This window comes from Stenotrophomonas muris, from assembly GCF_052751275.1.
In genome coordinates, this window is sequence record NZ_CP199879.1 from 1,575,251 (window position 1) to 1,596,722 (window position 21,472).

Genomic DNA, 21,472 nt, shown 5'->3' on the forward strand with positions numbered 1-21,472 from the left:
CGTCAATTTCCCGCGTCGGTGTAGGGAATTCCCCTACACCCTGTCGGGAGTTCCACGAAATGCATCAGGAACCCCCCGATTCCGCCCCCGCCGGATCAAAAGCAAGATGCGTTCCACAAGGCGCCGGGGAGCGGTGCCGGGGAACCACGATGAAGGCTGCACTCTCGACCCAGCTGGGCCAGCAACTCCACCTCACCCCGCAACTGCTGCAGTCGATCCGGCTGCTGCAGCTCGATGGCCTGCACCTGGAGCAGGAAATCCAGCGCCTGCTGGACTCCAACCCGCTGCTGGAGATCGAGGAGGCCGAAGCGCCCGCTGCTGAAGCCACCGAAGCGAGTGCCACCACCCTCGACACCGCCGCCTTCGACGAGCTGCCCGAGCCGTCGATGTGGGATGTGGCCGGTGCCAATTGGCAGGACGGTGATGACGACCGCATGGCACGCATCGCCGCCGGCGAGTCGACCGACCCGCAGCTGCGCGTGCTGCAGCGCCTGGCGCTGGACATGGACGACCGCCAGCTGGCGGTGGCCGCGTTCTGGCTGGACCACTGCGATGAAGCCGGCTACCTGCAGGCGCCGCTGGCCCAGCTGCAGCTGCTGGCCAGCGCCCAGTTCGACATCGCTGCCGACGGCGTGGAAGCCATCCGCCAGCAGCTGCTACATGGCGAGCCCGCCGGCATGGCCGCGCAGGACCTGCGCGAAGGCCTGCAGGCGCAGCTGCGCAGCCTGCATGGCGTGGTGCCGGCCCGCCACCTGGCCGCACGCATTCTCGATGGCGCGCTCGACGCGCTCGCGGCCCACGACTACCCCGCCCTCGCCCGCCAGCACGACGCCGAGATCGACGACGTGCGCGAGGCGGTGCGCCTGATCCTCTCGCTGCAGCCGCGCCCCGGCGACAGCCTGCTGCCCGAACGCAACGCCGTGGTGGTGCCGGACGTGGTCGCCTGGCACGCTGATGGGCAGTGGAAGGTCGCACTGAACCCGGCCACCAGCCGCCGCGTGTCGATCAACAGCCAGTACGAACAGGCCCTGGCCGAGACCAGCGACGCCGCCCCGGCACTGCGCGAAATGCTGCAGGAGGCGCGCTGGTTCAGCCGCGGCCTGTCGATGCGCTACGACACCCTGCTGCGCACCGCGCGGGTGATCGTCGAGCGCCAGGCCGCCTTCCTGGTCCGTGGCGAAGAGGCCATGGCGCCGTTGACCCTGAAGGAAGTGGCCGAGGAGATCGGCATGCACGAGTCCACCGTCTCGCGCATCACCACCGGCAAGTTCCTGCAGACCCCGCGCGGCACCTTCGAGCTGAAGCACTTCTTCGCCGTGCGCCTGGAAGGCGCCAGCGTCTCCGGCCAGGCGGTGAAGGCCATGGTCCGCCGCCTGATCGACGCCGAACCGGCCGGCCGCCCGCTGGCCGATGAGGCCATTGCCGGCCTGCTGTCACGCCAGGGGGTGAACATTGCCCGCCGAACCGTCGCAAAATACCGAGAACAACTGGATATCGCCCCGGCCCGCGAACGGCGCCGGCTCAGCGCCAGGCAACCCCAGCTGGCCCGGGTGGGCTGAAAAGGATGTTGGACATGAACAAGCTCACGGTCCTGCTGGTCGATGACCACGAGGGCTTCATCAACGCGGCGATGCGCCATTTCCGCAAGATCGACTGGCTGCAGATCGTCGGCAGTGCCGGCAACGGCCTGGAAGCGATCGAGCGCTCGGAAACGCTGCGCCCGCAGGTGGTGCTGATGGACCTGGCGATGCCGGAAATGGGTGGCCTGCAGGCCACCCGCCTGATCAAGTCGCAGGACGATGCACCGTACATCGTGATCGCCAGCCACTTCGACGACGCCGAGCACCGCGAACACGCGCTGCGCGCCGGCGCCGACAACTTTGTCAGCAAGCTGTCCTACATCCAGGAAGTCATGCCGATCCTGGAAGGCCTCAGGGAGGATCGATCGTGAGCGAATCGCGCATCCTGGTGCTGGACAACGACGCCGTGCGCGCAGAGCGCACCGTTGCCCTGCTGGAATTCATGGACTTCAACCCGCGCTGGGTCTCCGACGCAGCCGACTTCGACCTGGGCCGCCAGCGCCAGAACGACTGGATGGCGGTGATCGTCGGCAGCCTGGACGACAGCGCTGCCAGTACCGCGCTGTACCACTGGCTGGGAGGCAGCAGCCTGCCGCCGCCGGTGCTGCTGGCCGACGGTGATGCCGCTGCGTTTGCCCAGCAGCACGGCCTGCACGAAGCCAACATCTGGCCGCTGGAAACGCCGCTGCGCCATGCGCAGATGGAAGCCCTGCTGCGCCGCGCCAGCCTCAAGCGCCTGGATGCCGAGCACCAGGCCGGCGCCGCGCAGGACCAGGGGCCGACCGGCAACGGCCCGGCGGTCACCGCGCTGCGCACCATGATCGAGCAGGTGGCCGCGTTCGACACCACCGTGCTGGTGCTGGGCGAATCCGGCACCGGCAAGGAAGTGGTATCGCGCGCCATCCACCAGCGCTCGCCGCGCCGTGATGGCCCGTTCGTGGCGATCAACTGTGGCGCCATTCCGGCCGACCTGCTGGAAAGCGAACTGTTCGGCCACGAGAAGGGCGCCTTCACCGGCGCACTGACCGCGCGCAAGGGCCGGTTTGAAATGGCCGAGGGCGGCACCCTGCTGCTCGACGAAATCGGCGACATGAGCCTGCCGATGCAGGTGAAGCTGCTGCGCGTGCTGCAGGAACGCAGTTTCGAGCGCGTTGGCGGCAACCAGACCATCCGCTGCAACGTGCGCGTGGTGGCCGCGACCCACCGCGATCTGGAAACGCGCATTGCTGAAGGCAAGTTCCGTGAGGACCTGTTCTACCGCCTCAACGTGTTCCCGATCGACGTGCCCGCGCTGCGCGAGCGTCGCGAAGACCTGCCGGCACTGGTGGAAACCATCGCCGCGCAGCTGGCGCGAACCGGCCGTGGCGAAGTGCGCTTCACCCCGGAAGCCCTGCAGGCCCTGGCCGGCTACGAATGGCCGGGCAACGTGCGCGAGCTGACCAACCTGGTCGAACGACTGGCCGTGCTGCATCCGGGTGGTTCGGTGCGCGTGCAGGACCTGCCGGCCCGCTATCGTGGCGATGCCGCGCTGGCAGCGGTGGCCGCAGCGGTACCTGCAGCGCCGGTTGCCAGCGAAGAACGCCTGGACCTGCGCAGCTTCTCGTTCCACACGCCCGGCAGCGGCAACCAGCCGGCGCTGGAGCACGGCATCGCCGTCAATCGCCCGGCGGCACCGGCGGCACTGCCCGACGATGGCCTGGACCTGCGCAACCACATGGCCAACATCGAACTGGGGCTGATCAACGAAGCACTGGAACGCACCCAGGGCGTGGTCGCCCACGCCGCCCAGCTGCTTGGCCTGCGCCGCACCACCCTGGTGGAAAAGCTGCGCAAGTACGGCATCGAGCGCGAGCAGGCCGAACTGGCCGGCTGAAGCGCGCGACCCGCATGAAGGGGGCACGAACGCCTGGGCTTGCCCGGGCGTTGGTGTTTGTGGTGCCCGCGGTCGACCGGGGGTCAGATCCCTTTCCCCAGGAAAGGGATCTGACCCTACTGCATTTGCACGTTTTCCCAGAAACAACGCGGCCGCACTGCGGAGCATGGCAGGGACATCCCAAGGAGGTCCCACCATGCATCACCTGATCCTGCTCGCCGTCCTGCTCTGCCCGGCCCTGGCCACCGCGGCCAACTGCACCCTGGCCGCCGCGCTCGACCAACGCCAGTTCACCAACCTCAGCGACCCGTTGTACGCGCCGGACAACCCCAACGCCGGACGCATGGTGCAGCTCAGCTTTGCTGGCGGCCAGTACGTGCTGGACATCCTCGGCACCGACCTCCGCATCGGCAGCAGCTACCGCTACCAGCGCCTGGCCCCGCATATCGCGGAAATCCAGATGACCGAGGCCCATCCGGCCGGCCTCGCCCACCACACCCTGCTGCTGACCTGCCAGAGCGACCGCCAGGGCCGTTTCATCTACACCCAGCATGACGGCCCCATCGCCCCGCGCCAGCGCCAGAATTCCGGCCGATGGACCCTGCAGCCATAGGCCAGAAAACCGACGCCGGTTAAATGGCGCCGCCAATGGGGTCAGGCCCCGTGCCGACCAACGGTCGGCATCCACCATCAACAGCAGGTTCCAACAGATCGCGGCCACCTGTCGAAGGCGGGGTGGGTCCGGTTGCGGGGGCGTGAGCGCCATGGATGGCGCGACCGAGCCTCCATGGACGGATTTATGGCGTCCCCCGTAACCGGACCCACCCCGCCATCCCTCAGTAGACCCGCTTCTGCTGTTGCTCCGGCTCCGGCTTCGGCTTCGGCCGTTGCCGTTGAGGTTGCCGGCCAGCGGCCGGCACTACCGCGGGGCGCGGGGTGCAACCCCGCACGCACACCCAACCTCCTCACTTCACTGAATCGAAAACCGGTTTCGGCACGGCACTTGCACTGGCTCCAGCAGACAACCCCATCCCTGTTTCTGGAACCGTTGCAGATGTCCCACTCCGTCACTTCGATCCTTTCGCAGATCCGCTCCTATCAGACCCAGATGGGACAGCCGGCGCTCAACCCGCTGGGCGAAACGCCGCGCAGCAATGCCCTGCCGGGCACGGTGCTGGATGCGCCGCAGGTGCAGCCGGCCAGCTTCACCGAAACCCTGCGTGGTGCGATTGCCGGCGTCAACGACGCGCAGCAGAAATCCGGCGCCCTCGCCAAGGCCTTCGAAATGGGCGACCCCAGCGCCGACCTGGCCAAGGTGATGGTCGCCTCGCAGCAGTCCCAGATCGCCTTCCGCGCCACCGTGGAAGTCCGCAACCGTCTCGTCCAGGCCTACCAGGACGTGATGAACATGCCGCTGTAAGGAACGTTGACGCATGGCACTGACGCTCTCCAAGGACAGCCTGAACGCCGAGAAGGCCGGGCAATGGTTCGACCGCCTGCAGAGTCTGCAGATCACCCGTCGGCTGGGCCTGATGGCGATGATCGCAGTGGCGGTGGCGGCAGGCCTGTCCGTGTTCTTCTGGTCACAGAAGCCGGGCATGGTCCCGCTGTACACCGGCCTGGACCAGAAGGCGACCGCTGAAGCGACCGACCTGCTGCGCGCCGCGCAGATCCCGTTCGCGCTCGACCCGGCCACCGGTGGCATCACCGTGCCGGAAAAGAACCTGCACGATGCCCGCCTGAAGCTGGCCGGCTCCGGCCTGACCGACAGCGGCAAGCTGGGCTTCGAGCTGATGGAACGCGACCCGGGCTTTGGTGTCAGCCAGTTCGTGGAAAGCGCGCGCTACCAGCACGCGCTGGAAACCGAGCTGTCGCGCACCATCAACACGCTGCGCCCGGTGCGCGATTCGCGCGTGCACCTGGCCATTCCCAAGCCCAGCGCGTTCACCCGCCAGCGTGACGTGGCCAGCGCCTCGGTCACCCTGGAACTGCGTGGCGGCCAGCAGCTGGAACGCAGCCAGGTCGATGCCATCGTGCACATGGTCGCCGCCAGCATTCCGGACCTCGCGCCGGAACGGGTGACCGTGGTCGACCAGAGCGGGCGCATGCTCAGCATTACCGACCCGAACAGCGAGGCGGCGGTCAACGCGGCCCAGTTCGAGCAGGTGCGCCGCCAGGAAACTTCGTTCAACCAGCGCATCCGCGAACTGCTGGAACCGATGACCGGCCCCGGCCGCGTCAACCCGGAAGTGAGCGTGGACATGGATTTCTCGGTGACCGAGGAAGCCCGCGAGCTCTACAACGGCGAGCCGCAGAAGCTGCGCAGCGAGCAGATGAGCGAGAACACCACCAGCACGCCGGGCCCGCAGGGCGTGCCGGGTGCGACCAGCAACAGCCCGCCGGGCCAGCAGGCCGCACCGGCCACCGCGCAGGCCCCGACCGAAAGCAGCAAGAACGCGACCCGCAACTACGAGCTGGACCGCACCCTGCAGCACACCCGCCAGCCGGCCGGCCGCATCAAGCGCGTCTCGGTGGCGGTGCTGGTGGACAACGTGCCGCGCGCCGGCGCCAACGGCAAGATGAGCCCGCAGCCGCTGTCGGCTGCCGAACTGACCCGCGTCGAAGCGCTGGTCAAGCAGGCCGTCGGCTTCAACGCCGAGCGTGGCGACACCGTGTCGGTGATGAATGCCCCGTTCGTGCGTGACACCACGCCGGTCGAAGGCCCGTCGTGGTGGGAGCTGCCGTGGGTGCACGATGCCGGCCGCATGCTGCTTGGCGCGGTGGTGGTGCTGGCGCTGCTGTTCGGCGTGCTGCGTCCGGCGCTGCGCGCGATCACCGGCCAGAGCAGGAAGAACGACGAACAGGCACTCGAGCCGCATACCGCGGACGTGCAGCTGGTCGATGACGATGGCATGCCGCTGCCGGCGCTGGGCGCTGACCGGGCCAGCCTGGGCGGGCCGGAAGCACTGGCCCTGCCGGTGGATTCATATGAGGAACGATTGCGGATGGCGCGTGAAGCCGTGAAGACCGACTCCAAGCGCGTGGCCCAGGTGGTCAAGGGTTGGGTGGCAAATGACTGAGGCCGCACTGAGTGGCGTGCAGCGCGCCGCCGTACTGCTGCTTTCGCTGGGTGAGCTGGACGCGGCCGAAGTGCTGCGCCACATGGAACCCAAGGAGGTGCAGAAAATCGGCATCGCCATGGCCACCATGACCGACATCACCCGCGAGCAGGTAGAGCGGGTGATGGACCAGTTCGGCCAGGAGCTGGGCTCGAAGACCTCACTCGGCGTTGGCTCGGACGACTACATCCGCAACATGCTGGTGCAGGCGCTGGGCAGCGAGAAGGCCGGCAACCTGATCGACCGCATCCTGCTCGGCCGCAACACCACCGGCCTGGACGCGCTGAAGTGGATGGACCCGCGTGCGGTGGCCGACCTGGTGCGCAACGAGCACCCGCAGATCATCGCCATCGTGATGGCGCACCTGGAAACCGACCAGGCCGCCGACGCGCTGAAGCTGCTGCCGGACCGTACCCGCGTGGACGTGCTGCTGCGCATCGCTACCCTCGACGGCATTCCGCCGAACGCGCTCAATGAACTCAACGAGATCATGGAGCGCCAGTTCGCCGGCAACCAGAACCTGAAGTCGTCGAACATCGGTGGCGTGCAGTGCGCGGCCAACATCCTGAACTTCATGGACAGCGGCCAGGACCAGGCGATCCTGGGCGAAATCGCCCGCATCGATGCGCCGTTGAGCAACCGCATCCAGGACCTGATGTTCGTGTTCGACGATCTGGTCGACCTGGACGACCGCGAGATGCAGCTGGTGCTGCGCGAGGTGAGCGGCGAGCGCCTGGGCCTGGCCCTGCGCGGCGCCGACATCAAGGTGCGCGACAAGATCACCCGCAACATGTCGCAGCGCGCGGCCGAGATCCTGCTGGAAGACATGGAAGCCCGCGGGCCGGTGCGCCTGTCCGACGTGGAAGGCGCGCAGCGCGAGATCCTGGCCATCGTCAAGCGCATGGCCGATGAAGGCACCGTCACCATCGGCGGCAGCGCGGAGGCCATGCTGTGAGCAACGTCGTGCGCTGGCTTGCCCCGGACCTGCTGGCCCAGCCCGAACCGGCGCTGGAGCAGGAGGACGCGTTCGAACTCACCGAGCCGGACCCGGAACACGAACCGGAGCCGCCGCTGCAGCTGCCGACCCTGGAGGAAATCCAGGCGATCCAGGACAGCGCGGAGAAGGAAGGATTCGATCAGGGCCATGCCGAAGGGTACGGCCAGGGCCAGGCGGAGGTGCGTCGCCTCGCCGCGCAGATCGAAGGCATCCTCGACAACTTCAGCCGGCCGCTGGTGCGGCTGGAGAACGAAGTGGTCGGCGCCCTTGGTGAACTGGCGGTGCGCATCGCCGGCGCGCTGGTCGGCCGCGCCTACGAGGCCGAGCCGGCACTGCTGGCGCAGCTGGTCGGCGAAGCGATTGACGCCGTGGGCGGCAGCACCCGCGAGGTGGAAGTGCGGCTGCACCCGGATGACATCGCCGCGCTTGCCCCGCTGCTGAACCTGTCGCCGGCGCAGCGCCTGGTACCGGATACCAGCCTCAGCCGTGGCGACCTGCGCGTGCACGCCGAAGCCGTACGCATCGACGGCACCCTGGAGGCCCGCCTGCGCGGTGCGCTGGATGCGGTGATCCGCCAGACCGGGGCGACGGCATGAGCGCCGCACCGCAAACGACGCCACCGCCGGCCGACTGGGCCGTGGCCCGCAACCTGCGCCTGGCCCGGCGCCTGGACGGCCTGCGCGTGGATACCGCGCATGGCCGTGGGCTGATCCGCGAGGGCGTGCTGCGCCGCGCGGTCGGGCTCACCCTGGAAGCGGTCGGCTGCGAGGCGCCGCTGGGCGCCAGCTGCAAGGTGGAAGTGGTCGATGGTGGCTGGGTCGATGCCGAAGTGGTCGGCTTTGCCGGTGAGCGCACCTACCTGATGCCCAGCGCCGAACTGCACGGCCTGCTGCCCAACGCCCGCGTGGTACCGTCGGCGCGGCGTGGCGGCGTGGAAGTGGGTGAAGGCCTGCTCGGCCGCGTCATCGACAGCGACGGCGTGCCGCTGGATGGCAAGGGCCCGATCCGCGCAGAAGGGCATGTCGGCATGGCCGGCGTGTCGATCAATCCGTTGGCGCGTGAACCGATCACCCAGCCGCTGGACGTGGGCGTGCGCGCGATCAACGCGCTGTTGCCGATCGGCCGCGGCCAGCGTGTCGGCCTGTTCGCCGGTTCCGGCGTCGGCAAGTCGACGCTGCTGGGCATGATGACCCGCTACACCGCTGCCGACGTGATCGTGGTCGGCCTGATTGGTGAACGAGGCCGCGAAGTACGCGATTTCGTCGAGACCACGCTGGGCGAGGAAGGCCTGCGCCGCGCCGTGGTGGTGGCCAGCCCCGCCGACCGGCCACCCTTGGCGCGCCTGCACGGTGCCTACCGTGCCACCGCCATCGCCGAGTGGTTCCGCGACCAGGGCCTGAACGTGCTGCTGCTGATGGACTCGCTGACCCGCTTCGCCCAGGCGCAGCGCGAGATCGGCTTGTCGGTCGGTGAACCACCGACCACCCGCGGTTACCCGCCCTCGGTGTTCGCCAAGCTGCCGGCGCTGGTCGAACGCGCTGGCAACGGCGCAAAGGGCCGCGGCTCGATCACCGCGTTCTACACCGTACTGACCGAAGGCGATGATCCGCAGGATCCGATCGCCGACGCCGCACGCGCGATCCTCGACGGGCACATCCTGCTCTCGCGCCGGGTGGCCGACAGCGGCCTGTACCCGGCCATCGACGTCGAATCGTCGGTCAGCCGCGTGGTCACGGAAATCGCCGACGAGCCGTGGCGCCTGCGCATCCGCAAGTTGAAGCGACTGGTCTCGGCGTACTCGGCCAACCGTGACCTGATCGCGATCGGTGCCTACCAGCGTGGTAACGACGCGGCCACCGACGAAGCCCTGGAGCGCTGGCCGGAAATCATGGAGTTCCTCGGCCAGGACGTTGCAAAGGCCGCAGATCTCCCGCACAGCCAGGCGGCGCTGCAGCGCCTGGTGGAACAAGAGAGTTAAGCCATGAACCAGTCCAAGCGCATCGATCCCCTGCTCAAGCGGGCCCAGGAACACGAGGACGCGGTCGCCCGCGACCTGGCCGAACGCCAGCGCGTGCTCGACACCCATCTGTCGCGCCTGGACGAACTGCGCCGCTATGCCGAGGAGTACGCCAACGCCCAGATGGCAGCGACCAGCCCGGCACAGCTGCTGAACCGCCGCGCCTTCCTTGATCGCCTGGACAGTGCGGTCGAGCAGCAGCAGGCCACGGTCAACGGCAACCGCGAAAAAGTGGAGGCCGAGCGCGCGCGGCTGATCCTGGCCAGCCGTGACAAGGCGGTGCTGGAGCAGCTGGCCGCCAGCTACCGCGCGCAGGAAAAGGTGGTGACCGACCGCCGCGACCAACGCGAGATGGACGACATTGGCGCGCGGCGCGCGCGCCTGGTGCAGGCCGAAGACCAGGACGGCTCCGAGCAGGGAGGCCGCCCGTGATGCCCGCCCCGCTCGCCAGCAGCGCCAACCCGGCCACGCCCGCCACCAGCAACAGTGCCGCGCGCGCCGCGCGCAGCGAAGGCGCAAAGGACTTCAGCCAGCTGCTGCAGGGCGGTGCGCCCTCCGCGCCCGCGCCTGCCGGCAGCGCTACCACACCGACGCCGTCCCCGCCCAGCCAGCCATCGACCGCCGACAGCAATGGCCAGGCACCGGGCGAACGCAGCGCGGACGCGGAAGCGGCAACTGCCGAAACCCCGCCGCTACCGCCCGTTGCCCTGCCCCCGGCTGGACCCGGCACCGACAAGGACAAGCCCGCCGCGACCGAGGACGCCCCGTGGCCACCGATCGGCCTGGCCGGCCTGGTGCTGGCGATGCCGACGCCTGCCGATCCGGCCGTCGCTCTGGCGGGCAGCGCTGCACCGTCACTGGCCAGCGACGGTACGGCGCTACCCACCACTGCCCCCGCCGCGACCCCGACACTGCCTGCAGCCGCGCCGGCAGCGGCAACCGCAGCCCCCGTGGCGGCCGACGGCAAACCGGCGGCGACCAGCGCGGAGGATGCCACCGCGCTGCCATTGCCGGCGATGATCCTGCCCGGCAAGCGCAGCGAGCGCGGCGAAGGCAGTGACGTGGCCGCCGTTGGCGACCGCGCAAATACACCGTTGCTGCACGCACCGGCAGCCGCCGCCGTGCAGGACCTGAAGGCGGCGCTCGCCACCGGCAACGCGATCTTCAATGGCGAACCCACGCCCAAGCCCGTGCTGGGTGACGATGGCTTCGACCAGGCCATCGGCGCACGCCTGGGCTGGCTGGCCGACCAGAAGATCGGCCATGCCCACATCCGCCTGAGCCCGGACGACATGGGGCCGGTCGACGTGCGCCTGCAGTTGAACGGCGACAAGGTGCATGCCAGCTTCAGCAGCCCGCACGTGGACGTGCGCCAGGCACTGGAAAGCAGCCTGCCGCGCCTGCGCGAGCTGCTGGGCGAACAGGGCTTCCAGCTGGCTCACGCCGATGTCGGCCACCACGCGTCTGGTGGTGACGGCAATGCGTCGGGACAACCCGGTGGCGGCGGCATGACCGGCGACGGAGAACCGACGCCGGGCGATGCCAGCGTGTCGTCCGCGCAGTTGATCCGCCAGCGCGGCTTGCTGGACGCCTACGCCTGACAGGTGTGCCAACCAAGGTTGGCACCCACCAGGGCAGGCGGTTGGCACCTCCCCGTATTGCGTTGGTGGGTGCTGAGCTTGCTCCGCACGGCCCTACCTGCACCCCGACGGAATTCCGTCGCACCCTGCGGGCCCAGCCTTCGGCACACCCCTTGCATATCCCGGTGAAGCAACCCTCAGGAGCTTCACCCCGTGGCCGCAGCCGCTGACAAAACCAAGAAGACCGCCGAGAAGGACAAGGCCGCCAAGCCGCGTAGTCCGATCCTGATCACCGCACTGGTGGCCGTACTGGCCGCCGCTGCCGCTGGTGGCGGCGTGTGGTTCTTCACCCAGTCCAAGCACGAAGAGAAGACCGCGCAGGCGCCCAAGAAGAGCGCGACCCCGGCCCCGGCACAGTACTTCGCGCTGGACCCGGCGTTCGTGGTCAACCTCAATGGCCCGGTCGACGGCCCGCGCTACCTGCAGCTGGAGGTCCAGCTGATGACCCGCGACCCGGCCGCGCTGGAAGCGATCAAGACCCATGCCCCGGCCATCCGCGCGCGCCTGCTGATGCTGTTCTCGCAGGTCAGCCCGGACCAGATCGCCGATGTCGCCGGCAAGCAGAAGCTGCAGGCCAGTTCGCTGGCCGAGGTGCAGAAGGTGCTCAAGGCCGAGACCGGCAGCAACGGCGCCGACGATCTGCTGTTCACCAGCTTCGTGACCCAGTAAGGCCCCCCCGATGAATGATCTGCTGTCCCAGGACGAGATCGATGCCCTGCTCCACGGCGTGGACAGCGGCGCGGTCGAGACCGATGCGGAACCCCCGTCAGGCGAAGCGCGCTCGTACGACTTCGCCAGCCAGGACCGCATCATCCGTGGTCGCATGCCGACCCTGGAAATGGTCCACGAGCGCTTCGCGCGCCTGTGGCGGATCGGCCTGTTCAATCTGATCCGGCGCTCGGCCGAGCTGTCGGTGCGCGGCATCGAACTGATCAAGTTCAACGACTACATGCACTCGCTGTATGTGCCGACCAACCTGAACCTGATCCGCTTCAAGCCGCTGCGCGGTACCGGCCTGATCGTGTTCGAGCCGACCCTGGTGTTCGCCATCGTCGACAACTTCTTCGGCGGCGACGGGCGCTACCCGACCCGCATCGAGGGCCGCGAATTCACGGCCACCGAAATGCGGGTGATCCACCTGCTGCTGAAGCAGACCTTCGCCGACCTGCGCGAAGCGTGGGCACCGGTGATGGACGTCGACTTCGAGTACATCAACTCGGAGATCAACCCGCATTTCGCCAACATCGTGACCCCGCGCGAGTACGTGGTGGTGTGCCGCCTGCACGTCGAGCTCGACGGCGGCGGCGGTGACATCCACGTCACCCTGCCCTACTCGATGCTGGAACCGATCCGCGAACTGCTCGACGCCGGCATCCAGAGCGACCGCAACGACCGCGACGAGAGCTGGGGCAAGACCCTGCGCGAGCAGCTCAACATCGCCGAAGTCACCCTGTCCAGCGTACTGGCCAGCAAGCGCATGACCCTGCGCGACCTGACCCAGTTGAAGGTCGGCGACATCCTGCCGATCGAGCTGAGCCCGCAGGTGCCGCTGTGCGTGGAGAACATCCCTGTGTTCACCGGCGAGTTCGGCATCGCCAACGGCATGAACGCCGTGAAGATCACCGCTACCCATCCGCCGGGCACCCGCCCGCGCGTACCCGTCATCCAGGAAGACCCGCAATGAACGATATCGACGCCCTCGAACCGACCCCGGCCCAGTTCAGCAGCCTGCAGGCCGACGAGGCCAACGGTCCGGACCTGAACCTGGACGTGATCCTCGATGTGCCGGTGACCCTGTCGCTGGAAGTCGGTCGTGCCCGCCTGCCGATCCGCAACCTGCTGCAGCTCAACCAGGGTTCAGTGGTGGAACTGGAGCGCGGTGCCGGCGAATCGCTGGACGTGTTCGTCAACGGCACCCTGATCGCCCACGGCGAAGTGGTGGTGATCAATGACCGCTTCGGCGTGCGCCTGACCGACGTGGTCAGCCCGAGCGAGCGGATCCGGAGACTGCGTTGAGCCTGCTGGCCTCCACCCTGCTGGCGGTCGGCAAGACCGCAGCGCCGATCGGCCCGCAGGTCGGCCAGCACGCGGCCGCCGCACCCAGCCTGTTCGGTGCGGTGCTGGCGCTGCTGGCGGTGCTGGCGCTGGTGATCGGCCTGGGCTGGCTGCTCAAGCGCATGCCCGGCAGCGGCTTCCGCCCGGCCGAAGGCATGAGGCTGGTGGCCAGCCTCAGCGTCGGCGCCAAGGAGCGCGTGGTGGTGGTGGAGGTCAACGGCCAGCAATTGCTGCTGGGCGTCACTGCCGGCGGCATCAACACCCTGCATACCCTGCCCGAACCGTTGCCGCCACCGGCGCCGGTGCGCGTGCCGGACTTCAAGAACCTGCCGAATTTCGCCCAGCTGCTGCAGCAGCGGCTGCGCAAGGACCCCTGACATGCGTGTCACCCGTACCCGTGTTGCCACCCTGATGCCGTGGCTGCTGTTGCTTGCCCTGTGCCTGTTGCCGGTGCTGGCGTTCGCCGCGCCCGGCGCCCCGGCCACCCCGCTGCCGGACGTCAACGTCGGCAAGATCGGCGGCCAGCCGGTCAGCCTGCCGCTGCAGACCCTGCTGCTGATGACCGCGATCACCCTGATCCCGTCGATGCTGCTGGTGCTGACCTCGTTCACCCGCATCATCATCGTGCTGGGCCTGCTGCGCCAGGCACTGGGTACCGGCCAGACGCCGTCCAACCAGGTACTGCTGGGCCTGGCCCTGTTCCTCACCGCGATGGTGATGATGCCGACCTGGGACAAGGCGTGGAGCACGGGCATGGCGCCCTATCTCAACGGCGACATTGACTTCCAGACCGCCTGGACATTGACCACGCAGCCGCTGCGCGGGTTCATGCTGGCGCAGATCCGCGAGACCGACCTGATGACCTTCGCCGGCATCGCCGGGCACGGCACCTACGCCAGCCCCGATGCGATCCCGTTCCCGGTGCTGGTCGCTTCGTTCGTCACCAGCGAACTGAAGACCGCTTTCGAGATCGGCTTCCTGATCTTCATTCCGTTCGTGATCATCGATCTGGTCGTCGCCAGCGTGCTGATGTCCATGGGCATGATGATGCTGTCGCCGATGCTGGTGTCGGCACCGTTCAAGATCCTGCTGTTCGTGCTGGTGGATGGCTGGGTGCTGACCGTGGGCACGCTGGCGGCCAGCTTCAATCCTGCGTGACGCGATCCGGCGCGATTGAAAGACAGTCGAGCATGGCTCGACTCTATATAAGAAGGTGGAACCCGAATGTCTCCCGAACTTGCCTTGACCGAACTGCGTGGCGGCCTGATCACCGTGCTGTGGGTGGCCGGCCCGCTGCTGCTCACCGTACTGGTGGTGGGCGTGGTGGTCGGTGTCGTGCAGGCTGCAACCCAGCTCAATGAACCGACCATCGCCTTCGTCGCCAAGGCGGCAGCGCTGACCGCGGTGCTGTTCGCGCTGGGCAGCCTGCTGATCGGCCACCTGGTTGAATTCACCACGCTGCTGTTCCAGCGCATTCCGCACCTGATCGGCTAGGACACGCGCTTCGATGGACGCCGCGACACAGATGGCGGCCGACGGCCTGCAGGCCTTCGGCATGATCGGCACCGTGCTGTGGACCATGCTGCGCATCGGCGCGGTGGCCATGGCCATGCCCATGGTCGGCACGCGTGCGGTGCCGTCGCGGGTGCGCGTGGTACTGGCCGGCACCCTGGCCATTGCACTGGCGCCGCTGCTGCCACCGGTACCGGACTGGACCGGCTTCGACGCGGCTACGGTGCTGACCATCGCGCGCGAACTGGCCATCGGCGTTTCCATCGGTTTCATGCTGCGGCTGGTATTCGAAGCCGGTGCGATGGCCGGCGAACTGATCGCGCAGGGCACCGGCCTGGCCTTCGCGCAGATGAGCGACCCGCTGCGCGGTGGCACTTCGGGTGTGATCGGCCAGTGGTTCTACCTGCTGTTCGGCCTGCTGTTCTTCACCGCCAACGGCCACCTGGCGTTGATTTCGCTGCTGGTCGACAGCTACCGCGCACTGCCGATCGGCGCCCCGCTGCCGGACCCGCACGCCTTCTTCAGCATCGCCCCGACCTTCCTGCTGACCGTGCTGCGCGGCGCGCTGACGCTGGCCATTCCGCTCACCGTGGCGATGCTGGCGGTGAACCTGGCCTTCGGCGTACTGGCGCGTGCCGCCCCTGCGCTGAATCCGATCCAGCTGGGCCTGCCGGTCTCGCTGCTGCTGGGCCTGTTCCTGCTGGCCCTGCTGGCAGGGGAAATGGGGCCGCCGGTACAGCGCCTGTTCGACGCCGCCTTCCAGGCTGCGGACGCGGTCACACACTGACCCGATCATCACGTTCTACTGCTTGCCATGCATTTGTTTCTGTAGAGCCGAGCCCATGCTCGGCTGCCGCTCCTGCCGAAGGCAGCCGAGCATGGGCTCGGCTCTACAGAGGCGCAATTTCACGTATTGCCGCTTGAAGTCCCCCCCGGTCTGCGCGTTAGAGTGAATGCGCGGCAACCGGGGGGATGCCGCACATGGCCGGCGTCGTGCGTCGGCCTGCCTCATGCATGCCCCACCGTGGTTTCCGTCGACAGGCAGGTCCGGGAGACTGACGAATGCTGGTAGGCACGTACAACCCGTGGCTGGTGGCGATCTCGCTGCTGGTCGCCGTGATGGCTTCATACACCGCGCTGGCGATGGCCGGGCGCACGGTGACCGCACCGGGCAGGGGCGCGGCCTGGTGGTGGCGGCTGGGCGGCGGCTTCGCCATGGGCCTGGGCATCTGGTCGATGCATTTCATCGGCATGCTGGCTTTCGACCTGCCCATTCCATTGGGCTACGACCTTCCCATCACCCTGCTCTCGCTTGCGCTTGCCATCGCCTCATCGGTGTTCGCGCTGTGGCTGGTCTCGCTGCGCACCCTGCCCCACCCGCGATTGGCGGTCGGCGCCCTGCTGATGGGCACCGGCATCGCCGGCATGCATTACGTTGGCATGGCTGCAATGCGCATGCAGCCGGGCATCGACTACGACCCGGGTTGGCTGCTGTTCTCGCTGATGGTGGCGGTGGCTGCCTCCTGGACCGCGCTGTACGTGGCGTTCCGGCTGCGCGCCCAGCGCACCCGCATCGGTGATCGACTGGCGGCGGCGGGCCTGCTCGGCCTGGCCATCGTCGGCATGCATTACACCGGCATGGCCGCTGCGCGCTTCCCGGAAGGCAGCGTCTGCGGCGCGGCGGTCGGCGATGGCCTGCAGAACGAGTGGCTGGCGATGCTGGTGGTAGTGCTGACCGTGGCGATCCTGGCCGTGGTGCTGGTGGTCTCATGGCTGGACCAGCGCGTGGAAGCGCAACTGCTGCGGCTGCGCAATTCGATGCTGAGCACCTCGTTGACCGACGCGCAGCAGGAACTGACCCAGGCCGCGCTGCACGATCCGCTCACCCGCCTGCCCAACCGCCTGCTGCTGCAGCGGCGCATCGTGCAGGCACTGGCCGAGGCCGAACAGGGCGGCAACCGCTTCGCGGTGATGTTCATGGACCTGGACGGCTTCAAGCAGGTCAATGATGCCTACGGCCATCAGGCCGGTGATGCGCTGCTGGTGGCGGTGGCCGAACGCACCCGCCAGCTGCTGCGCCCGCACGATATGCTGGCACGGCTGGGCGGCGACGAGTTCGTGCTGGTGGTGCGCATCGAGCACGACGAGGACCTGCCGACCCTGGCCCGGCGCATCCTGCAGGCGGTGGGCAGCGGCCCGTTGCTGCCGGACAACGAACTGCAGGTGACCGCCAGCATCGGCGTGGCGATCTGCCCGGACCACGCCGCCAGCGAGCGCCAGTTGATGGCCTTCGCCGACGCGGCGATGTACCAGGCCAAGGAGTCCGGTCGCAACGCCTTCGTGCTGTTCGCCGACTGGATGAACGACAGTGCCGAGCAGCAGTTCCGGCTGCTGGCCGACCTGCGCCGCGCCATCGGCAGCGAGCAGCTGTTCCTGCACTATCAGCCGAAGATCCGCGTGGCCACGCAGAAGGTGGCCGGCGCCGAAGCGCTGATCCGCTGGCGCCATCCGGAACACGGCCTGATTCCCCCCGACCGCTTCATCCGCCTGGCCGAGCGCAGCGGTGCGATCAACGAGATCGGGCGCTGGGCGCTGGACCAGGCCTGCCAGCAGCTGCGGCGCTGGCACGACACCGGGCATGAAAGCTGGTCGATGTCGGTGAACCTGTCGCCGGTGCAGTTCAGTTCGCCGCACCTGCTGCAGGATGTGCGCGAGGTGATCGAGCGCCATGGCATTGCCCCGCGCCACCTGGTGCTGGAGATCACTGAAAGCACCGTCATGCGCGATACCGATACCAGTCTTCGCCTGCTGCAGGCGCTGTCGGCGCTGGGCGTGGGCATCTCCATCGATGATTTCGGAACCGGCTATTCCAGCCTGCTGTACCTGAAGCGGCTGCCGGCCACCGAGATCAAGATCGACCATGCGTTCGTGCGCGACCTGGAACACAGTGCCGAAGACGTGGTGATCGTCTCGGCGATCGTGGCGCTGGGCCATGCGCTGGACATGGACATCGTCGCCGAGGGCGTGGAGACCGCCGCGCAGCGCGCCTATCTGGAACGCCTGGGCTGCGACTTCCTGCAGGGATACCTGCTGGGCCGCCCGGTGGATGCGGCGCGCTTCATGCAGCTGCACGACCTGCCCCGGCCGCGGGTGGAACTGGCACAGAGCCCGCCGCCGCAATACCCGCCCGGCTGACACCGGGCCACGCGCGCCCGCCATCACGGAACGATTCCTGCGGCACTCTGCTGTAGAGCCGAGCTCATGCCCGGCTGTGCTTCGCGCCTGGCCCCAACCGTAGCCGAGCGTGGGCTCGGCTCTACAGAACGGGCCGTCGGTAGATCCACGCCAGGCGTGGAACGGTTCTTGCACGCACCCCGGCACCCCCTGCCGCAGTGCCCGTGATGTCCGAGAACGAATCCGCCGGCGAAAAGACCGAACAACCAACCGAAAAACGCCTGCGCGACGCCCGTGAACAGGGCAACCTGCCGCGCTCGCGCGAACTTGGCACCGCCGCCGTGTTCGGCGCCGGCGTGCTGGCGGTGATGGCCATGAGCGGCTCGATCGGCCGTGGCGCCACGGCCTGGATGAAGCACGCGCTCAGCCCCGAACAGAGCCTGCGGCAGAACCCGAAGGAACTGTTCGGCCACTTCGGCGACCTGCTGCTGCAGTTCATGCTGGTGATCGCACCGCTGGTGCTGGTCTGCCTGCTGGCCAGCTTCGTCGCCCCGCTGGTGATGGGCGGCCTGCGCTGGTCGCAGAAGGCGTTGCTGCCCGACATCAACCGCATGAACCCGATGAGCGGGCTCAAGCGCCTGTATGGCCCGGAGGCGATTGCCGAATTCACCAAATCGCTGCTGCGCGTGGCCTTCGTCGGCGTCGCCGCCGGGCTGGTGGTCTGGACCGGCTTCGACACCCTGCGCGGGCTGATCCACCACCCGCTGGAAACCGCCATCACCGATGGCCTGGGCTTCACCCTTCGCCTGCTGCTGGCCACCGCCGGCGCGATGCTGGTGCTGGCCGCCATCGATGCGCCGTACCAGCGCTGGAACTGGATGCGCAAGCTGAAGATGACCCGCGAGGAACTGCGCCGGGAAATGAAGGAAAGCGAGGGCAGCCCCGAGGTGAAGGGCCGCATCCGCCAGCTGCAGCAGCAGATGGCCAACCGCCGGATGATGGAGGCGGTGCCCACTGCCGACGTGGTGGTGGTCAACCCCACCCACTACGCGGTGGCCCTGAAGTACGAGGGCGGCGCCATGAACGCCCCCACCGTGGTCGCGCTGGGCGTGGACGAAACCGCCCTGCGCATCCGTGAAGTGGCCGACGGCAACAAGGTGGCGATCGTCTCCGCCCCGCCTTTGGCACGCGCCTTGTATCGGGAAGGCCAACTCGGAAAGGAAATCCCCGTGAGACTGTATTCGGCCGTCGCCCAGGTCCTGTCCTACGTCTACCAGCTGCGCGCCTGGCGCACTGGCCCGATGCCGGACGCCCCGCACATCCAGGTGGATGAATTCGGCAAGGGAGGCCGCCCGTGAGCGCCCAGCCCTCCGCCGGTTTCAACACCCGCCGCGCCCTGGAAATGATCCGCCAGGGCCTTGGCGCGCCGCTGATCGTGCTGGCCCTGCTGGCCATGGTCGTGGTGCCGCTGGCCGCGCCGGTGCTCGATGCGCTGTTCACCTTCAACATCGCCATCTCGCTGATGGTGCTGCTGGCGGTGGTCTACGTGAAGCGCCCGCTGGACTTCACCATCTTCCCGATCGTGCTGCTGATCACCACCATGCTGCGGCTGGCGCTGAACGTGGCCTCCACCCGCGTGATCCTGCTGAACGGCCAGAACGGCCATGATGCCGCGGGCAAGGTCATCGCCGCCTTCGGTGAATTCGTGATCGGCGGCAACTATGCGGTCGGCATCGTGGTGTTCGCGATCCTGACCATCATCAATTTCGTGGTCATTACCAAGGGTGCCGGCCGCGTTTCGGAAGTGACCGCGCGCTTCATCCTGGACGCGATGCCCGGCAAGCAGATGGCGATCGACGCCGACCTCAACGCCGGTTTGCTGACGCGTGAAGAAGCCAAGCTGCGCCGCGAGGAAGTGCGTGAGGAAGCCGACTTCTACGGTGCGATGGACGGCGCCAGCAAGTTCATCCGCGGCGATGCCATTGCCGGCATCCTGATCCTGTTCATCAACATGCTCGGCGGCCTGGCCGTGGGCGTGCTGCAGCATGGCATGCCGTTCGGCGAAGCCGCCGCCACCTACACCCTGCTGTCGATCGGTGACGGCCTGGTAGCGCAGCTGCCGGCCCTGCTGGTCTCCAGCGCCGTGGCCATGCTGGTTACCCGCGCCTCGCGCTCGCAGGACATGGCCCAGGCCATGACCGGCCAGGTGTTCGGCCAGTACCGTGCGCTGGCGATCACCGCCGGCATCATCGGCGTGGTCGGCCTGGTGCCGGGCATGCCCAACGTCGCTTTCCTGACGCTGGCCGCGATCCTCGGCTTCATCGCCTGGAAGCTGTACCGCAAGGGCAAGGCGCCGGCTGCCGATGCGGCAGGCGGTGGCACCGATGCCGCCGCACTCAACGCACTCGGCCGCCCGGCCGCACCGGCACCGACTGCCGAACTGAGCTGGGACGAACTGCGCCCGGTCGATCCGCTGGGCCTGGAGGTCGGCTACCGGCTGATCCCGCTGGTGGACAGCAACCAGGGCGGCGAACTGATGGCGCGCATCAAGGGCGTGCGCCGCAAGCTCACCCAGGATGTCGGCTTCCTGATCCCGTCGGTGCACATCCGCGACAACCTGGAACTGCCGGCCAACGGCTACCGCGTGCTGGTGCACGGCGTGCCGGTGGCCACCGCCGAGATCCACCCCGACCGCGAGCTGGCGCTGGACCCGGGCAGCGCGCTCGGCGCGCTGGAAGGCATCGCCGGCAAGGACCCCGCGTTCGGCCTGGACGCCACCTGGATCCAGCCGCACCAGCGCGCCCAGGCCGAAACGCTGGGCTACACCGTGGTCGATCCGGCCACCGTGGTCGCCACCCATCTGTCGCACCTGATCCGTGAGCACGCGCCGGAACTGCTCGGCCACGAAGAAGTGCAGCACCTGCTGGCCAACCTGGCCAAGAGCGCGCCCAAGCTCGTCGAAGATCTGACGCCGAAGGCGTTGCCGCTGTCGGCGGTGGTGCGCGTGCTGCAGAACCTGCTGGTCGAGCGCATTCCGATCCGCCAGCTGCGCAAGATCGCCGAGGCACTGGTCGAACATGCGCCCAGCAGCCAGGACCCGGCCGTGCTGACCGCCGCTGTTCGCACCGCACTGGGCCGCTTCATCGTGCAGGAGATCGCCGGAATGTCGGCGGAGCTGCCGGTATTCACCCTCAACCCGCAATTGGAACGTGTCTTGCAGGAGTCCACGCAGGGCAACGGCGCCGCGCTGGAACCCGGACTCGCTGAGCGACTGCACCAGAGCCTGGCCGAATGTGTCAGCAAGCAGGAAGCCCGCAACGAGCCCGCGGTCGTGCTGGTACCTGGCCCGGTGCGCGCCGCGCTGGCCCGCCTGGTCCGCCACAGCGTTCCGTCGCTGTCGGTCCTGGCCTACAGCGAGGTGCCGGAGGACAAGCGCCTGAAGCTGGTCGGAACGATCAGCTGACGCCGCCCTGCGATGCGCCAGAAAACAGACACCACTTTCGAA

The 21,472-nt window shown here is 68.3% G+C and carries 21 protein-coding genes; all 21 read left to right on the forward strand.

Annotated features, from left to right (window positions below):
* Positions 1-149 precede the first annotated feature (149 nt).
* The 21 genes from rpoN to flhA all read left to right on the forward strand — a co-directional run bounded on the left by rpoN (position 150) and on the right by flhA (position 21,430).
* Positions 150-1,559 carry an RNA polymerase factor sigma-54 gene (gene rpoN, locus ACUVWL_RS07155; protein WP_069116900.1) on the forward strand — a complete coding sequence of 470 codons (1,410 nt, stop codon included), beginning with the start codon at positions 150-152 and terminating at the stop codon, positions 1,557-1,559.
* 14 nt (positions 1,560-1,573) lie between these two features.
* The gene (locus ACUVWL_RS07160; RefSeq protein ID WP_010485922.1) at positions 1,574-1,951 is read left to right on the forward strand and encodes a response regulator; all 378 of its coding nucleotides are present in this window, start codon (positions 1,574-1,576) and stop codon (positions 1,949-1,951) included.
* Positions 1,948-3,453 carry a sigma-54 dependent transcriptional regulator gene (locus tag ACUVWL_RS07165; protein ID WP_014647049.1) on the forward strand — a complete coding sequence of 502 codons (1,506 nt, stop codon included), beginning with the start codon at positions 1,948-1,950 and terminating at the stop codon, positions 3,451-3,453. Before ACUVWL_RS07160 ends, ACUVWL_RS07165 begins: the two co-directional genes overlap by 4 nt.
* Before the next feature lie 196 nt (positions 3,454-3,649).
* Entirely contained in the window at positions 3,650-4,066 is a 417-nt protein-coding gene (locus ACUVWL_RS07170; protein ID WP_049441918.1) for a hypothetical protein, read from the forward strand.
* A gap of 441 nt (positions 4,067-4,507) precedes the next feature.
* A complete protein-coding gene (fliE, locus tag ACUVWL_RS07175) occupies positions 4,508-4,873 on the forward strand; it encodes a flagellar hook-basal body complex protein FliE (protein WP_014037113.1) in 366 nt (121 codons plus the stop codon).
* Positions 4,874-4,886: 13 nt separating this feature from the next.
* Positions 4,887-6,533, forward strand: coding sequence for a flagellar basal-body MS-ring/collar protein FliF (gene fliF / locus ACUVWL_RS07180; protein ID WP_014647047.1), 1,647 nt, complete (start codon positions 4,887-4,889; stop codon positions 6,531-6,533).
* Positions 6,534-6,540: 7 nt separating this feature from the next.
* Positions 6,541-7,527, forward strand: coding sequence for a flagellar motor switch protein FliG (gene fliG, locus ACUVWL_RS07185; protein ID WP_445979162.1), 987 nt, complete (start codon positions 6,541-6,543; stop codon positions 7,525-7,527).
* Positions 7,524-8,165: a FliH/SctL family protein gene (locus ACUVWL_RS07190; RefSeq protein WP_014647045.1), complete on the forward strand. Its 642-nt coding sequence runs from the start codon at positions 7,524-7,526 to the stop codon at positions 8,163-8,165. The genes fliG and ACUVWL_RS07190 overlap by 4 nt, the downstream gene beginning before the upstream one ends.
* Positions 8,162-9,547, forward strand: coding sequence for a FliI/YscN family ATPase (locus tag ACUVWL_RS07195; RefSeq protein WP_014647044.1), 1,386 nt, complete (start codon positions 8,162-8,164; stop codon positions 9,545-9,547). Before ACUVWL_RS07190 ends, ACUVWL_RS07195 begins: the two co-directional genes overlap by 4 nt.
* Before the next feature lie 3 nt (positions 9,548-9,550).
* A complete protein-coding gene (gene fliJ / locus ACUVWL_RS07200; protein ID WP_049441916.1) occupies positions 9,551-10,018 on the forward strand; it encodes a flagellar export protein FliJ in 468 nt (155 codons plus the stop codon).
* Entirely contained in the window at positions 10,018-11,187 is a 1,170-nt protein-coding gene (locus ACUVWL_RS07205) for a flagellar hook-length control protein FliK (protein ID WP_049441914.1), read from the forward strand. The genes fliJ and ACUVWL_RS07205 overlap by 1 nt, the downstream gene beginning before the upstream one ends.
* Positions 11,188-11,379: 192 nt before the next feature.
* Positions 11,380-11,895, forward strand: coding sequence for a flagellar basal body-associated FliL family protein (locus tag ACUVWL_RS07210; protein WP_049441913.1), 516 nt, complete (start codon positions 11,380-11,382; stop codon positions 11,893-11,895).
* Positions 11,896-11,905: 10 nt separating this feature from the next.
* On the forward strand, positions 11,906-12,910 hold the full coding sequence (fliM, locus tag ACUVWL_RS07215) for a flagellar motor switch protein FliM (RefSeq protein WP_014647040.1): 1,005 nt from the start codon (positions 11,906-11,908) through the stop codon (positions 12,908-12,910).
* Positions 12,907-13,242: a flagellar motor switch protein FliN gene (gene fliN, locus ACUVWL_RS07220; protein WP_005409543.1), complete on the forward strand. Its 336-nt coding sequence runs from the start codon at positions 12,907-12,909 to the stop codon at positions 13,240-13,242. The genes fliM and fliN overlap by 4 nt, the downstream gene beginning before the upstream one ends.
* Positions 13,239-13,658 (forward strand): flagellar biosynthetic protein FliO, encoded by a 420-nt coding sequence (gene fliO, locus ACUVWL_RS07225; RefSeq protein ID WP_126412099.1) that lies wholly within the window; start codon positions 13,239-13,241, stop codon positions 13,656-13,658. The genes fliN and fliO overlap by 4 nt, the downstream gene beginning before the upstream one ends.
* A gap of 1 nt (position 13,659) precedes the next feature.
* Positions 13,660-14,439 (forward strand): flagellar type III secretion system pore protein FliP, encoded by a 780-nt coding sequence (gene fliP, locus ACUVWL_RS07230; RefSeq protein WP_014647039.1) that lies wholly within the window; start codon positions 13,660-13,662, stop codon positions 14,437-14,439.
* A gap of 66 nt (positions 14,440-14,505) precedes the next feature.
* Entirely contained in the window at positions 14,506-14,775 is a 270-nt protein-coding gene (locus ACUVWL_RS07235) for a flagellar biosynthetic protein FliQ (protein ID WP_005413254.1), read from the forward strand.
* A 13-nt stretch (positions 14,776-14,788) separates the two neighbouring features.
* The gene (fliR, locus tag ACUVWL_RS07240; protein ID WP_014037103.1) at positions 14,789-15,580 is read left to right on the forward strand and encodes a flagellar biosynthetic protein FliR; all 792 of its coding nucleotides are present in this window, start codon (positions 14,789-14,791) and stop codon (positions 15,578-15,580) included.
* 275 nt (positions 15,581-15,855) lie between these two features.
* Complete coding sequence (locus ACUVWL_RS07245; protein WP_075076495.1) at positions 15,856-17,988, forward strand: putative bifunctional diguanylate cyclase/phosphodiesterase; 2,133 nt, start codon at positions 15,856-15,858, stop codon at positions 17,986-17,988.
* Between the two features lie 206 nt (positions 17,989-18,194).
* Positions 18,195-19,325, forward strand: coding sequence for a flagellar biosynthesis protein FlhB (flhB, locus tag ACUVWL_RS07250; protein ID WP_014037101.1), 1,131 nt, complete (start codon positions 18,195-18,197; stop codon positions 19,323-19,325).
* Positions 19,326-19,369: 44 nt separating this feature from the next.
* Positions 19,370-21,430, forward strand: a complete 2,061-nt coding sequence (gene flhA / locus ACUVWL_RS07255) for a flagellar biosynthesis protein FlhA (RefSeq protein ID WP_153643679.1) — start codon at positions 19,370-19,372, stop codon at positions 21,428-21,430.
* Positions 21,431-21,472 lie beyond the last annotated feature (42 nt).